This is a genomic window from Microvenator marinus, assembly GCF_007993755.1.
Lineage (GTDB): Bacteria > Myxococcota_A > Bradymonadia > Bradymonadales > Bradymonadaceae > Allomicrovenator > Allomicrovenator marinus.
In genome coordinates, this window is record NZ_CP042467.1 from 1,920,176 (window position 1) to 1,934,567 (window position 14,392).

Genomic DNA, 14,392 nt, shown 5'->3' on the forward strand with positions numbered 1-14,392 from the left:
GGCACAAGAGCAAGTGCGCATATTCTCGCCGTGGTTCAATTTTTGCACCTCTGAGCGCGCTTTTGAATCCTGTGCAGATACTAACACGGGTGTCTTAGCTTGAGAAAAACCCGGAAATCACTATGTTGGTCGTCGCATTTGCCTAAAAGAGAAGCTGAGTCGCTTAGGAGTTGAGATGAAAGGAAGTTTGAAGTTCATAAGGCGTAAGACCTTGTTTGTCGCCGCCCTTCTGAGCCTATTCATGTTGGTCGCCCCCAATCTTTCCGCCACCGTCATGAAGTATCTGGGGGTCGCCGATTTGGTCGAAGCCTCGGACGTGGTGGTGGTCGCTAAAGTGCAGAAGAAAGAATTCAGCACGGATAAGAACGGGGACCTCGTCACGAATGTAACGGTAGTCCCGTCGAGGACCCTGCTCGGTGAGGAAGCCAAGACCCTGACGTTCCAGCAATGGGGCGGCGAGACCGAACTCAAACAATCCAAAGTTCCCGGCGATGCTCGATTCGAGGTCGGTGAAGAGGCCGTCCTCTTTTTACGCAAGGCCGATATGGAGCCTGGACTTTTCCTCACCGCGCTCGGCCAGTCCAAATATCAGATCAGTCGTGGTGATGGTGGCGCAACCGCCACGAGAGAGCTCGACGACATCTCGTTCCTGAGAGATGGCGGTGGGCCCACCAAGATCGAACACCTTCCTTCTGAGGTCGTGAAATTGGACACGCTCCTTTCGCAGATTGAGACCGTCGCAAAAGCAAAGAAGGAGGCGAAATGAAACGGATTCTCCTGACCCTTTTGTTGGCCCTTTTCATCCCGTCTGGGGCGTCCGCGTACACGTTCCTCTACACTTGCGGCCCCACATGGACCAACCTTCCGATCACCTACTACATCAATCAGGTGGGCTCGGATAACATGCCATTCTCTACGCTAGAGAACCTCATTGAGGACTCGTACGTCGCGTGGGAAGCGCCCTGCTGCTCACGGTTCCGAGCTCAGTATGGCGGGCCTACCCAACTCACAGCCGTGAACAACAATCAGCGCATTGTGTTGAGCTGGGAAGAAAACCAGTGGGACCCTAGATTCGGAAGCGCCAATGTGACTATTGGCGTGACCCTGACTTCGGTTTGGAATGATTGCACCATCGCCGAGGCGCCGATTCTTTTTAACGGCGTGGGCTTCCAATTCACTACCAATGGCGGCGGTACGGACTTGCAAAGCATCGCCACCCACGAAATCGGCCACATGCTCGGCCTTGCACACTCCTCGGTTTTTGAGGCCACGATGTACGCCTCGTACATCGGAGGCAGCGGCGCCCGAACATTGCACCAAGACGATACCAACGGCGTATGTGCGCTCTACAACAAGCCTTGTACGTGTGTGACGAGCAACGATTGTGCGGAAGGCGATATTTGCCAGAACGGTTTGTGCCGAAACGTGCCATGTACATCTGATGCGAATTGCCAAACCGGACTTGAGTGCAACACGTCGAACGGCCGATGCGAAGTTCCTCCGTGCACAAGCGATGCGGCCTGTGGTGCTGGATTCGTCTGTAAACCTGACGGCGAATGCGAAGCCAATTGCACCGTCTGCAAAGAGTGTGAAAGCAACAACGACTGTGGCGCCAACGCTGTTTGTACCCAAAGCGGACGCTGCGTGGTCTTCTGCCAACAAGGCGGTCTCTGCCCTGGCGACTCCGAGTGCTACGACGTGCAAGGCAACTACGTCTGCCTCAACGCTAACGCCGATACCGCAGGTATTTGCCCGGACGGCTACGTGTGTATCGAAGAATCAGAGTGCACCTCAGATTCTCAGTGTAACGCGGGAGACTCGTGTGTGCTTGGTAAATGCGAAGGCCCATGTGCCGATATTGAATGCCCAAGCGGACAGGTTTGCCGTGACTCACGCTGCTATCCAGATCTTCCAGAGAACAATAACAACAACCCGAACCCTAACAATAGCAACAACACAACGGGCGAGACGAATACGGGCGATACCACGACAGATCCTACGGATCCCACCGATCCCGGAAACAATGTAGATGAGCCGAATAATAGTAACGGCAACTCTCAGACGGACGACCCTGTTGTGGTGATTCTGGAGAAGCAATCTAAGAGCGATGGTTGCACCAGCGCAGCTGGTCAGGCGAATCTGCCCTTGTTCCTCTTGGCTTTGGGCTTCCTCTTGCGACGTCGCCGTTCTCTTATCTGACGACCGACTCGTTCGCCGACGAGATCAATTCAAGTTCGGGGTGTGGTCCATACGAGAGTTCAAAGAACGTGAGCTCGGGCTTCGCTCTGATGCGCCACGGCCAGCTTGCGCTTCCCAACCCTCGGCTGATGTAAAGTACGGCGTTCTCCAAGATATATGGGCCGGCAAAGAGCTTGGTGCCCATTCTCTCCGCCAGCGCGTTGGTCAGCCGCGGGATATTGAACTGGAATCCGTGAGTGTGGCCGCTGAGAATCAGATGAGCGCCGTGGTCGGCACAATCCCACGATGCCGCGGGGACATGATTGAGCGTGAGGCAAAATTGTTCAGGATCCACACCGTCAAAAGCCTTTGGGACGTCCGCGTGTTTGGTAACGAGATCGTCAACGCCAACAAGACTGATATCGACACCTCGCAGGTTCAGAACCAGGTTCTCGTTGGTCAGGAGCGGTACCTCGTACTTTTGAAACGCCTGCCTCGCGAGCTCGGTGCTCGTCCAATGATCATGATTGCCGAGCACGGCAAATGCGGGGGAGTCGAACGCCCTAAACTCGGCAACACATGGGTCTAAATCCAGTTTAGAATAGCCAACATAATCGCCCGTCAGCGCCACAACATCAGGCTTCTGAGCATTCACGTAGGATACGACCTGCCGCATATGTTGAGCTTTGACCCATCGGCCCATATGTACGTCTGTCACTTGCGCAACAAGCGCCCCCTCCAAGTCCGATGAAATACGGGGATGGCGCAGTTTGAAGCGATTAATTTCGAGGGTCTTTAGCGGGTTGATCATGAAATCTCGGGAATCAAGTCGACTTAACATACGTTGCACTCGCCCGGCTGTGAACACCTTGGTATTCACGGTTGATTGATCGGCGGATTTCTGAAAAAACGTCCGCGCCCCCTATTGGCAAGGCTATTGATGTCATTTCACCCTGAAAATCCACTTATTGTCCAATCGGACCGAACAATTCTCTTGGAGACTGCGAGTCCCAGGTTTGAAGAGGCGAGAGATGCTCTCTCGCTCTTTGCCGAGATTGTGAAGTCCCCGGAACATATCCACACGTACCGTGTGACACCGCTATCCCTTTGGAATGCGGCCGCGCTTGGCGCGACCCCTGAGGAGGTCAAAGAGACTCTTCTCAATCTGAGCAAGTACGAAGTTCCAGCGAACCTAAATTCGGACGTTGAGGACTTCATGGCCCGCTACGGGCGCCTGAAACTCATCAAGGAAGGCGACGAGCTCTTCTTGATTTCGGAAGACGAAGCTCTCTTAATCGAGATTTCTCGTCAGAAGTCGGTCATCCCTCACCTCGTGGACCCACCTGCGGCGGGAAAGCTCGAGGAGCGACGCCTCAAGGTTAAGGGCGAGGAACGTGGGTTAATCAAGAGCGCCCTGATTCGAGTCGGGTTCCCGGTAGAGGATTTGGCCGGTTATACGCCCGGCACTCCGATGGATGTGGACCTTCGAGAGACTTCACTCGAGGGGGAAGCATTCGGCCTGCGCGACTACCAAAACGAAGCGGTTGGCGCATTCTGGGCAGGAGGCAGCGAGCGTGGAGGAAGCGGCACCATCGTGCTCCCTTGCGGAGCCGGAAAGACGGTTGTGGGTATCGGAGCAATGGCTTCGGTTAAAGCCCATACGCTCGTGCTCACCACCAACGTGACGGCGTTGAGGCAATGGCGTGACGAGATTCTGGACAAATCCGACCTCGACCCTGAGGACGTGGGTGAGTACAGCGGGGACAAGAAAGAGGTTAAGCCGGTCACGATCACCACTTACCAGATGCTGACTTATCGACCGTCAAAGGACGAACCTTTTAAGCACTTCCATCTCTTCAACGAAGCTGATTGGGGCTTGATTATTTACGACGAGGTTCACCTCCTGCCCGCACCCGTCTTTAGGGCCGTTGCAAATCTTCAGAGCCGAAGGCGGCTTGGACTAACGGCAACGCTCGTCCGCGAAGACGGCAAAGAAGAGGAGGTCTTCAGCCTTATTGGCCCGAAGAAGTACGACGTTCCGTGGCGTGTTCTGGAGAAGCGCGGATACATCGCTTCTGCGACGTGTACCGAGATCCGCGTACCGTTTCCAGATGACGACCTTCGCCTCGACTACGCTATCGCCGAGTCCAGAGATAAGTACCGGATCGCCGCTTGTAATCCCGGAAAGAATCAGGTCGTTAATCGCCTGCTAAAAGAGCATGAAAAAGATCAAGTGCTGATCATCGGGCAATACCTGGATCAACTCCATGAGATCGCTGAGATGACCGGTGCCCCCGTGATTACGGGTCAAACGCCGCAGGCGCAGCGCGACATTCTCTACGAGAAGTTCAGAAAGGGCGAGGAACCCGTGCTGGTGGTGAGTAAGGTCGCGAACTTCGCGGTCGATTTGCCGGACGCCAACGTTGCGATTCAGGTCAGCGGTACCTTTGGCTCTCGCCAAGAGGAAGCGCAGCGTCTCGGGCGTGTGCTTCGACCCAAGAAGAATGCGAATACGGCTTCGTTCTACACGATTGTCACGCGCGACTCCTCAGAGCAGGATTTCTCGAATAAGCGACAACTCTTTCTGACCGAGCAAGGGTATCGCTACAAGATCGAGACCGTGGAACTTGACTCCTGAGTCAACTTCCGAGCGGTATTGCTTGAAGTTCCCCTTCCAAAAGGGCACAATTCTAGTGCCTCAACTCTCGGCAACTTATGTCCGTAGACGCTACGCCAACCAATGAAAGACTCGATGAGCCGCTTAAAATAGCAGGTGCGGGCGTGGTATTGGAGAACCGATGGAAGCTCGTGCGAAACCTCGCATCGGGTGGATACGGTGACGTTTGGTACGCCAACGAAGTTGAAGACGAAAAACCGGTTGCCATCAAGATCCTCAGGCATGATGCGGGGAACAACGACCCTGGGGCACTCGCCAGACTACGATTTGAGGCGGAGATTCTGGAGAGGATCAACCATCCGAATATCGTGCAAGTTTTCGGTTTTTTCGAGAGTCCTTACGGCTATTTTGTGGCGATGGAATACCTCGATGGAAAGGCCATCGACCAGATTCTACAGAGTCACGGACCCATCGATCCGATTCGAGCGATCCCATTGATCGAACAAGTCTTGGATGCCCTTCAGGCCGCACATGATCAGGGCGTGTTGCACCGAGACATCAAGCCAGAAAATATCATGGTGATGCCAGGCCCGCCCGAGGTAGCCAAGCTGCTTGACTTTGGAATTGCCAAGGGTCAGGAGAGTTTTAAGCAGGACGATAGTGGCGTCACGATGGTGCAAACGCGAGCCGGTGGATTCATGGGAACCCCGAGATACGCTGCGCCTGAGCAAGCTGTGGGCGATCCAATGGGGCCCTCATCCGACTTATTTGCTCTCGGACTTGTAACGTCTGAATGGCTCACAGGAGTAGGAAGGCTCGGGGGTAATCACTCCGAAGTCATGCAACACCTGCTTGATGGGTCGCCAATTCGCGTGAGCGATTGCCCTGTGCAATGGCAACTTTGGCTCCAGAAGGTTCTGGATAAGAATCCGCAAAATCGTTTTCAAAGCGCCCGAGAGGCAAAAGAAGGACTCAGACTTGTGCGTGAGTTTGAAACCCTCGCACTCGACCTGCCTCCTCGACAGATCCGAAAGACCACACCACCGGCCTTTGGATCGCCACAATCGTCGCCTTCAAACCAGCTGCCACCACCCAATATGGTGACCAAGACAGCGCCACCGAATACTCGCGCGCCTGAAATCAAGGAGTCGAGCTGGGCGCCTACGCCCATCGACATTGCGATTGGCATTCTCTTGTTTTTCCTCGGAATGACGCTTACAACCGCGATTCTGCTCTTGATCGCTTAGAATCTTGTTCCCTTTGGATTGTAGGCCCGAACGTGAAAATTGCCGTTTTATCCCGCGGCCGCACGCTTTATAGCACGCGCCGAATCGCTGAAACCGGTCGCAAACGAAAACACGACGTGCGTGTCATTGACCCGACGCGAGCGAGCATCAAGATTTTGCCGGAAGGGTTGGAGCTAAGCGTCGACGGACTCAAGCTCGAAGGGTTTGATGCCGTGATACCTCGAGTTGGAAGCTCCAGCATGGAGACGTCTCTTCACGTGTTGAGGCAGTTCGAACTCTGTGGCACAGCACCCCTCAACACTTCGCAGGCTATCTACCTCTCCAAGGATAAACTCGCCGCGCAGCAGGTCTTGGCGGTGCACGGCATCAACACGCCACGGAGCGCGATTTGTCGCGACCCATCGGCCATCGCCCAACTGATCGAAGATGTGGGTGGCGCGCCAGTGGTTATCAAAGTGACGCGCGGGACTCATGGTAGTGGGGTCGTCGTGGCTGAGAGCACCAATTCAGCACTTTCCGTCTTGGAAACGATTTGGGGATTTCAGTCAGAAGCATTGATTCAAGAGTTCATCAAAGAATCGTCAGGAAGTGATATCCGGGTGTTCGTCGTGGGTGATCGTGCGGTTGGCGCCATGCAGAGGCAGGCGGCGGAAGGCGAGTTTCGGGCGAATTTGCACCTTGGCGGTACTGGAGAGGTTGTGGAATTGAGTGACGAACTTGCTGAGCTCGCCCTCAAGGCCACCCATGCCCTTGGACTCAGTATTGCTGGCGTAGACATTCTTTTGAGCCACCGAGGTCCGCTGGTTCTCGAGGTCAACGCCTCACCAGGCCTGCAAGGCATCGAGACCGCGACCGGCCTCGATATCGCCAAGGATATCATCAAGCTCGCCGAGGAGTTGGTCTAGGGACCTTCCTATCGAATCTCGTCGATATTCTTTTCCCAATTCTTGCCATCGAACTCGACGACCTGAAACTCTCGGCCATGACCTTCATCCAAGGCATTGACGTTGACGTCCACACAATCGGGGTGTGAACGCGGCGTGTAAAAGGAATGAATTCCACAGACCCGACAGAACTTATGGATTGCAACTCCGGTATTGAAACGATACTCGACTAAATCTAGAGCCCCCTGAAGCAATTTGAAATTTGATTCGGGGACGATGAGGTGAAGAAACCCTTTCTTAGAGCAAATCGAACAATTGCAATGGATCGGGTCAATATCTTCTGGCCACACAACTTCGAATCGGACGGCGCCACAATGACAGCCACCACGGTAAACTTCAGACATCTCCTGCTCCTCTTTTTAGGTTCTGCCCTCTTTCTTTCGGGTTGTGAGGGACCACAACCAAAGGGCCCTAGTCAAGCTGAGATGGCCGAGTCGCTGAAGGACTTCCCTGAGGTCTTTACCCTAGACCCGGGGAAACTCGAGGGCCTTGAAGGGTTGTACCTCGGGCAGCCGAAAGAGGAAGCGTTGGAGGTGATGAAAGGGATGTGTAAACGGCTGATAGAGCTCGATGGCGGCAGGTTCCGTGGTGGGACGTATTTTCGTGGATGCCATACGCCGAATCATCCCCAGAACTTTTCGTTTCGAGTCGGCTTCAATCCTCGAATTGGCGACGCGGTCTTTACGCTTGAGGTGAAACGAAAAACACTTTCTCAATCGGGTGTACGCGCTCGTGCCTGGGAGAGAATCGAGGGCATCGACAAAGAGCTTTTCCGCCGAGGAATTGTGCGTATCGAGGCGAAAAAATACAACTTTCTTGCGAACTGGGACGATGGGAAGACTGGCCCTACCCACATCATTCTCGGGTACTCAGAGCCTGAACTAGAGCGCCTTTCCGCAGGCTCTAAAGAGTGACGGTAAACTTGACCCTCCAGAAATGCCGTGTTATCCCGGCTGATGAACGAGTTTACGCATATTCCCTAGCGTTGTGCACTTTAGGTTGAAGGAGTTTGCATGTCTCAGACGGTACTCGTCGCCGACGACAGCCAGACAATACGCAAGATTGTTGAGATGGCCCTTAAGGGTTCGGACTATCAGGTCATCGGCGTCGCCAGCGCCCAAGACGCAATGGATGCCGCGAGACAATCACCATCGGTGATTCTCCTCGACTATTATATGCCTGATGGTAGCGGCTACGATGTGTGTCGAGCGCTAAAGGCTAACCCAAGTACGAGCGGGATTCCCGTGGTTATGTTGGGCGGGTCGTACAAGCAGTTCGACGAGTCGATGGCTCGGCAGAGTGGTGCTGACGGAGTGGTGATGAAGCCATTCAAGACCGACACACTCATTAGCGCCATTGAAGCTGTGCGCTCGGGTGCCGGTGCGCCTCCGCCTCCGATTCAGGCGGCTCAAAACGCTCCGACACAACCCACGCACTCCACGCCACCCGCGTATGGTGCCGCACAGCCTGAGCCTCCGCGCTACGCGCCTACCCCTATGGGTGGAACGCCTACACCGCCACCAGCTCAGCCAACAAGCCACACGCCGCTGCCTTCGAGCTTCGAAGAACCAGAGCCCGTAGCCGCGCCGTCATACACGCCGCCGCCGCAACCCGCTCCGGCCTTCCCTTCAAGCCCGACGCCGCCGCCGGTCGCACCTACACCAGCTGCACCCACACCGGCCCCAGCCAGCGCTGGCTCTCAACCACGTATTTCAACGCCAGATGTGAATGCATCCACGCGTCAGCCCACGGCCGCACCTACGACCCAGGGCTCGGGCAATATCAATGTCGGCCTCTCGAAGGCTGAGATTGAAAAAATGATCCGTGAAGAGGTCAAGAACGCAGTGAAGTCAGAGCTGCCTGCGCTGCTTCGCAACGTCATGGGCGAGACCTTCCAACAGAAAGTTCTTCCGAAATTGGTTGAGCACACCGAACAACGTGTGGAACAACTCATCTCGTCGCGAATGGAAAGCCAGATTCGTGAACAAGTCCGCGTAGAACTCGAGCGTTTGTTGGCCGAAGAGTAAGAACTCTGTCCAATCCCAGCAAACGCGAACCCGCCACTGAGCGGGTTTTTTTGTTGCATTGAATTGGTAAAAACAAGAATGCTACATCGCCCTCGGGCCGAGAAAGTATCGATGGATAAAGGATAGAAATGAAGATCGACGAAACATACGAACCCCTCGAAGTTGAATCACGCTGGTACGACTTCTGGCAGGAAAAGGGCTTTTTTAAGGCGAGCGCAGATAGCTCGAAGCCCCCGTATACCATCATGATTCCGCCGCCCAACGTCACGGGCTCTTTGCATATGGGGCACGCCCTCTTCGTCACGCTTCAAGACATCTTGATTCGTTGGAAACGCATGGACGGCTTTGAGGCACTTTGGCTCCCGGGCGTCGACCACGCCGGCATCGCTACCCAGGTCATGGTGGAACGTCAGATTGCTCAAGAGGGCACCGATCGCCACGAGCTTGGACGCGAGGAGTTCATCAAGCGCGTGTGGCAATGGAAGGAAGAGAAAGGCGGGACAATCATCGGCCAAATGAAGCGAATGGGCGCGTCATGCGATTGGGAGCGCGAGCGCTTCACCATGGACGAAGGCCTTTCGCGCGCTGTTAGAGAAGCGTTCGTAAAGCTCTACGAACAAGGTTTGATCTACCGCGAAGTTCGCATGGTGGATTGGGACCCTGAGACTCAAACGGTGCTCTCTGACCTTGAGGTCGACCGCGAAGAAGAAGATGGCCACTTCTGGTACCTGCGCTACCCGCTTGCAGATGGTTCCGGACATATCGTTGTGGGAACAACGCGTCCGGAGACTATGCTCGGCGATACGGCGGTTGCGGTTCATCCAGATGACGAGCGCTACAAGGATATGATCGGCAAGATGGTCAAGCTTCCAATCGTTGGACGCGAGATCCCGATCGTTGCTGATGAAATCTTGCCGGATCCGACTAAAGGAACAGGCGCAGTCAAGATCACGCCTGCGCACGATCCTAATGACTTTGATTGCGGCGTCAGGCATGACCTCGAACGTATTCAGGTCATTGGATTTGACGCGAAGATGACCAAGGATTGTCCTGAGGATTACGTTGGGCTCGACCGATATGCCGCTCGAAAGAAGGTCATCAAGGATTTCGAGGCTGCGGGTTTGCTAGAAAAGATTGAACCCACTCGATTTGCGCCGGGTCGCTCGCAACGAAGTGGCGTTATCGTAGAGCCTCTTCCAATGCTCCAATGGTGGGTTAACTCCAAGCCACTCGCCGACAAGGCGATTGAGGCCGTGGAGTCGGGCCGAACCAAGATCATTCCAGAGGTGTGGAAGAAGACTTACGACCACTTCATGTACAATATCCGCCCCTGGTGTATCAGCCGCCAACTTTGGTGGGGTCACCGAATCCCAGCGTGGTATTGCGCAGATTGTGACGCGACCACGGTGTCTAGAGAAGATGCGACCGAGTGTTCGTCGTGTGGCTCCAACAAAATCAAGCAAGATGAAGACGTGTTGGACACCTGGTTCTCAAGCGGCCTCTGGCCGTTCTCCACTCTTGGATGGCCGGACCAAACACCCGATCTGGAAAAGTTCTACCCGACTCAATGCCTAGAGACGGGTTTTGATATCTTGTTCTTCTGGGTCGCTCGAATGCTCATGATGGGCTGCTGGTTCATGGACGAGACTCCGTTTGAAGAGGTCTTCTTGCACGCCATGGTGCGCGATGCGGAAGGCAATAAGATGTCCAAGACCAAGGGGAATATCATCGATCCTCTGCACCTGATTTACGGGGCAAACATCGATGACCTGGACCAAGAGCTGCACCGCGAGTTGATTCGGCAATATCCTGAAGGCGTAGGCCCGCAAGGTGCAGACGCGTTGCGCTTGACGCTCACCATGTACGCTGCGCAAGGCCGCGACATTAAGCTCGATATCTCACGCGTTGAAGGATACCGCGCATTCCTGAACAAGTTGTGGAATGCGTCTCGATTTGCCCTGATGAACCTCGAGGGATTTGAGCCTCACCAAGGTCTGATCACAGATTTGGAGCTTTCGACGGTGGACCGTTGGGTGCTTCAACGACTCAACGAGACCGTCACGCAATGCACTTCGGCGCTTGAAGGCTATAAGTTCAACGAATACGCACATATTTTGTATCATTTCGTTTGGCATACCTTCTGTGATTGGTACATCGAGTTCACCAAACCCGTTCTTTACGGTGAGAACCATCCCAAAGAACGACGTGCTGCTCAGGCAACCCTGGTCCATGTTTTGGACACGACGTTGCGCCTGCTCCACCCGATCGCACCTTTCATCACCGAAGATATTTGGCAGGCATTACCTCGACATACATCTGACGAGAGCCTGATGGTCGCATCGTGGCCCGAAGCGCAATCATTCGATTTCGCGGAAGATGCCGCTGCAGCTGAATTGATCGCCGCCGTGATCTCGCAAATCCGTACGATTCGAGGAGAAACTCGGATCAAGCCGTCCACGCCTATCCCAACGCTCTATGTGACCGGGCCAGACAAGGCGAAACAACGGCTTCAAAAGAGCCTTCCCTACTTGCAACGTCTCGCACGTGTTGAGGACTTGCAGTTCCTGAGTGCAGATGACGCTAAGAAGCTCGAAGGTGTTGCGACTGCAGTCGTCGAGGGCGTGGAGCTTAGAATTGAGCTCAAGGGCTTGATCGACCTGAGCGAAGAACTCGCTCGATTGAATAAGGAAATCAGCCGCGTTAACGACGATATCGCGTTTGTGAATAAGAAGCTCAACAATGAAAAGTTCGTCGCCAAGGCGCCCGAGGCGATTATCACGAAGGAACGTGATAAACTCGCCGGGCTTGAGGCAGAGCTTGAGACCTTGAGGTCAAGCCTTAGCGAGCTCGAGAAACTCGGATAGAACGGTTGATGAAGCAGGCACAGAATAACCTATTTGAATGGCTGAACCGAAAGTCGGCACCTCGGGGCATTCTGGATATATCTGGTGTCAAAGATATCAACCGCGATGCGGCAAAACGCCTTCACGCGGACCTCGAAGAGAAGATCGGTTGTGTCGATCTCATCCTCACGGACAATCGCCGCCGCATGGTCTCGATCAAGGGGCGCCGAGGGCGCCACGAACTCCGCTTACATCATATGTTTTTGGGCTCCACGCCTGAGGTGATTCAAGCGCTCGCTGGGCTTTCAAAAGGTCATGCAGCCTCCAAAGACACCATCCGTCTCTACATCCGTGAAAACTCGAACGAGATTCGGGAAGTCAAGGAAGAGACCCTTGAGGCTAGTGGTCATGTTTGGGACCTCAGCGAGATCTTGGAGAGAATCAGGCCGCTCGTTGAAGACGCCCCACAAGACGTCAGGATCACGTGGGGAAAAGACGGACGAGGAAAGCGCAGCATTCGACTCGGAAGCTACGAGTTTGAGAGTCGCACCATCCGCATTCATCCTGCGCTCGACGCAAAGTGGGTTCCGGACTTTTTCTTGGAATTCGTCGTCTATCACGAGTTGTTACACGCCGTGTTTCCTCCGGTACCCACGTCGGGCCGCAGGGTCTTACACCCCCCAGAATTTCGCGAACGCGAGGTTCTTTTCCCTCGCTATGAAGAAGCGATGGTCTGGGAGAAAGCAAATATCAATAGGCTATTGAGTCGATGACGAAGCTAAATAAATTTTTCTCGTGTGTCCTACTTCTGGGGCTCGCCATTGGTTTTTCGGGCGCTGCGTGTCAGAAAAAGGCCCCCGAAACCTCGAATGAAGAGACCAAGGAAGAGTCCGTTGCGAGCCCTAAGGAGAACCCGACAAGCGCCGTGACACAGGAAGTCATAGTACCTGAGGATGTTGGACCTGAGGCTCCTGCGATCTTCATGATGACGGGCCTAAAGGGCTACACGGAGCCTTGCGGATGCACTTTGGACGTGATGCTGGGTGGCATTGACCGTATCGTCCGCTACGTGGAGGAAGCTCAAAAGCTGATGCCAGCGAGCGTCCTGGTGGACGGTGGAGACGTGCTATTTGAGTACAAGAAGTACGACGAAGAGCAGATTCCTCAAGAGAAAGCGCGTGTGGAGGTTATCGTGAGTGGCCTCAAGCGACTCAAGCCTCTCTTCACGGTCCCTGGGCCTCGGGACATGGCTCTTGGGACAGAGTTTTACACCACTAAGATCCAAGAAGCTGGGGTCGCTCCGAGAGCTTTGAATATGAAGATTGACGGCACTCAACTCGAGGGGGCGTTTATCCACGAGCTCGGCGACCAAAAGATCGCCTTTGTGCCAGTCGCTCAACCTTCGCTCTACGAAGGAATCGAGGGGATTGAGGTACAAGATCTGGATCTAAGCGGCGTCATCGCCGAACTTCGACCTAAAGCCGATGCGCTAATTTTGGCAGCCCACGGGGACTTGGCGTGGGTGAAGAATACGCTCAAGACATATCCCGAATTCGATTTCGGACTTGTTGGACACGACCCAAGGCAGACTGATTCGGCGGATCAGGTTGGCGACGCATTCACGCTCGAGCCCTATGACCAAGGGCGCTACGTCGGCATCTTGAAGCTCTATCCCAAAGGTGAAGGGCGCTTTACGAATGCGCGTTCGGGCTCAAAATCTGAACTTGAGGCGATCGACACCCAAATTGCCCATGTGGAGAAGAGTATCGAGCGACTACCACCCGCAACGCCAGGCGAGGAATCTCCGATGCTCGCCAATTTACGCAATCGTCTGAATGATTTGGAGAAACGAAAGACCGAGATCCGAAACGCGAAGATCGATGTCCCAGAAGGCTCACCATCTTTCCTCTGGCAATCGGTGGGGATGCTTCCGGGTTATCGAATCGACAGCGAGATGGAAAAAGTACGCAAAGCCTACAATCGAAGCCTCAAGGAACTTAACCTTTCGGTAGATCGTGAAATCGTCCCGGTTCCTGAAGGCGAGCCCGAGTATATCGGAAGCGCTCAATGCGCCACGTGCCATGCAGATGCGATGACTTTTTGGCAGAAGACCGCGCATGCCAAGGCTATCAAGACGCTTGAGGACCGCGACAAAGACTTCGACCATTCATGTGTGGGCTGCCATGTTGTAGGCTACGAGAAGCCAGGAGGCTCAGTTCTTGGCAAGCTCGAATACTCCGCTACAATCACAGGAAAAGACCCGAGCATGAAAATGGAAATCACAAAAGAACTCGAGAACGTGGGCTGCGAAAACTGCCATGGACCGGGTTCTTTCCACCGTTTTCAGCCGGTTGGAGAAAACGGCCCTCAGTACATCAAGAAGGGCTCGGGTGTAGAAACCTGCATGGAATGTCATGTTCCGGAACATTCGCCACGATTTAACTACGATGTATACGTCCGAGAAATCACCGGAGAAGGTCATCAACTCAGCCCCCAATAATAGGCTTCCTAGTTGGAGCTTCGGCATATATACTCG

12 protein-coding genes are annotated in these 14,392 nt (G+C 54.3%); 10 read left to right on the forward strand and 2 right to left on the reverse strand.

What is annotated here, in order from left to right:
• The first annotated feature begins 175 nt into the window (after positions 1-175).
• Together FRD01_RS08070 and FRD01_RS08075 are read left to right on the forward strand one after the other, a co-directional pair.
• Entirely contained in the window at positions 176-766 is a 591-nt protein-coding gene (locus tag FRD01_RS08070; RefSeq protein WP_146958883.1) for a hypothetical protein, read from the forward strand.
• Positions 763-2,199 carry a matrixin family metalloprotease gene (locus tag FRD01_RS08075; protein WP_146958884.1) on the forward strand — a complete coding sequence of 479 codons (1,437 nt, stop codon included), beginning with the start codon at positions 763-765 and terminating at the stop codon, positions 2,197-2,199. Before FRD01_RS08070 ends, FRD01_RS08075 begins: the two co-directional genes overlap by 4 nt.
• Here the strand turns inward: FRD01_RS08075 and FRD01_RS08080 are convergent.
• The gene (locus FRD01_RS08080; RefSeq protein WP_249756111.1) at positions 2,192-2,989 is read right to left on the reverse strand and encodes a metallophosphoesterase; all 798 of its coding nucleotides are present in this window, start codon (positions 2,987-2,989) and stop codon (positions 2,192-2,194) included. The genes FRD01_RS08075 and FRD01_RS08080 overlap by 8 nt on opposite strands.
• Positions 2,990-3,118: 129 nt before the next feature.
• Between FRD01_RS08080 and FRD01_RS08085 the strand changes: the two genes are divergently transcribed.
• The 3 genes from FRD01_RS08085 to FRD01_RS08095 all read left to right on the forward strand — a co-directional run bounded on the left by FRD01_RS08085 (position 3,119) and on the right by FRD01_RS08095 (position 6,947).
• The gene (locus tag FRD01_RS08085; RefSeq protein WP_146958886.1) at positions 3,119-4,816 is read left to right on the forward strand and encodes a DNA repair helicase XPB; all 1,698 of its coding nucleotides are present in this window, start codon (positions 3,119-3,121) and stop codon (positions 4,814-4,816) included.
• Positions 4,817-4,893: 77 nt separating this feature from the next.
• Positions 4,894-6,042 carry a serine/threonine protein kinase gene (locus FRD01_RS08090; RefSeq protein ID WP_146958887.1) on the forward strand — a complete coding sequence of 383 codons (1,149 nt, stop codon included), beginning with the start codon at positions 4,894-4,896 and terminating at the stop codon, positions 6,040-6,042.
• A 32-nt stretch (positions 6,043-6,074) separates the two neighbouring features.
• The gene (locus tag FRD01_RS08095) at positions 6,075-6,947 is read left to right on the forward strand and encodes an ATP-grasp domain-containing protein (protein WP_146958888.1); all 873 of its coding nucleotides are present in this window, start codon (positions 6,075-6,077) and stop codon (positions 6,945-6,947) included.
• Between the two features lie 8 nt (positions 6,948-6,955).
• Here FRD01_RS08095 and FRD01_RS08100 read toward each other — a convergent pair whose 3' ends face one another.
• Positions 6,956-7,330: a GFA family protein gene (locus FRD01_RS08100; RefSeq protein WP_146958889.1), complete on the reverse strand. Its 375-nt coding sequence runs from the start codon at positions 7,328-7,330 to the stop codon at positions 6,956-6,958.
• Between the two features lie 81 nt (positions 7,331-7,411).
• On the opposite strand from FRD01_RS08100, the gene FRD01_RS08105 reads away from it, so the two are divergent.
• The 5 genes from FRD01_RS08105 to FRD01_RS08125 all read left to right on the forward strand — a co-directional run bounded on the left by FRD01_RS08105 (position 7,412) and on the right by FRD01_RS08125 (position 14,356).
• The gene (locus FRD01_RS08105) at positions 7,412-7,900 is read left to right on the forward strand and encodes a hypothetical protein (RefSeq protein WP_146958890.1); all 489 of its coding nucleotides are present in this window, start codon (positions 7,412-7,414) and stop codon (positions 7,898-7,900) included.
• A gap of 99 nt (positions 7,901-7,999) precedes the next feature.
• Entirely contained in the window at positions 8,000-9,013 is a 1,014-nt protein-coding gene (locus FRD01_RS08110; protein ID WP_146958891.1) for a response regulator, read from the forward strand.
• 128 nt (positions 9,014-9,141) lie between these two features.
• A complete protein-coding gene (locus tag FRD01_RS08115) occupies positions 9,142-11,877 on the forward strand; it encodes a valine--tRNA ligase (protein WP_146958892.1) in 2,736 nt (911 codons plus the stop codon).
• Between the two features lie 5 nt (positions 11,878-11,882).
• Complete coding sequence (locus tag FRD01_RS08120) at positions 11,883-12,629, forward strand: hypothetical protein (RefSeq protein ID WP_146958893.1); 747 nt, start codon at positions 11,883-11,885, stop codon at positions 12,627-12,629.
• Positions 12,626-14,356 (forward strand): multiheme c-type cytochrome, encoded by a 1,731-nt coding sequence (locus FRD01_RS08125; protein WP_146958894.1) that lies wholly within the window; start codon positions 12,626-12,628, stop codon positions 14,354-14,356. Before FRD01_RS08120 ends, FRD01_RS08125 begins: the two co-directional genes overlap by 4 nt.
• Positions 14,357-14,392: the final 36 nt, after the last annotated feature.

Coding starts and splice junctions, on each gene's coding strand:
- FRD01_RS08090 (WP_146958887.1), top strand. CDS start 4,894: ATGTCCGTAGACGCTACGCCAACCAATGAAAGACTCGATGAGCCGCTT.
- FRD01_RS08105 (WP_146958890.1), top strand. CDS start 7,412: ATGGCCGAGTCGCTGAAGGACTTCCCTGAGGTCTTTACCCTAGACCCG.
- FRD01_RS08075 (WP_146958884.1), top strand. CDS start 763: ATGAAACGGATTCTCCTGACCCTTTTGTTGGCCCTTTTCATCCCGTCT.
- FRD01_RS08085 (WP_146958886.1), top strand. CDS start 3,119: ATGTCATTTCACCCTGAAAATCCACTTATTGTCCAATCGGACCGAACA.
- FRD01_RS08100 (WP_146958889.1), bottom strand. CDS start 7,330: ATGTCTGAAGTTTACCGTGGTGGCTGTCATTGTGGCGCCGTCCGATTC.
- FRD01_RS08125 (WP_146958894.1), top strand. CDS start 12,626: ATGACGAAGCTAAATAAATTTTTCTCGTGTGTCCTACTTCTGGGGCTC.
- FRD01_RS08080 (WP_249756111.1), bottom strand. CDS start 2,989: ATGATCAACCCGCTAAAGACCCTCGAAATTAATCGCTTCAAACTGCGC.
- FRD01_RS08115 (WP_146958892.1), top strand. CDS start 9,142: ATGAAGATCGACGAAACATACGAACCCCTCGAAGTTGAATCACGCTGG.
- FRD01_RS08110 (WP_146958891.1), top strand. CDS start 8,000: ATGTCTCAGACGGTACTCGTCGCCGACGACAGCCAGACAATACGCAAG.
- FRD01_RS08070 (WP_146958883.1), top strand. CDS start 176: ATGAAAGGAAGTTTGAAGTTCATAAGGCGTAAGACCTTGTTTGTCGCC.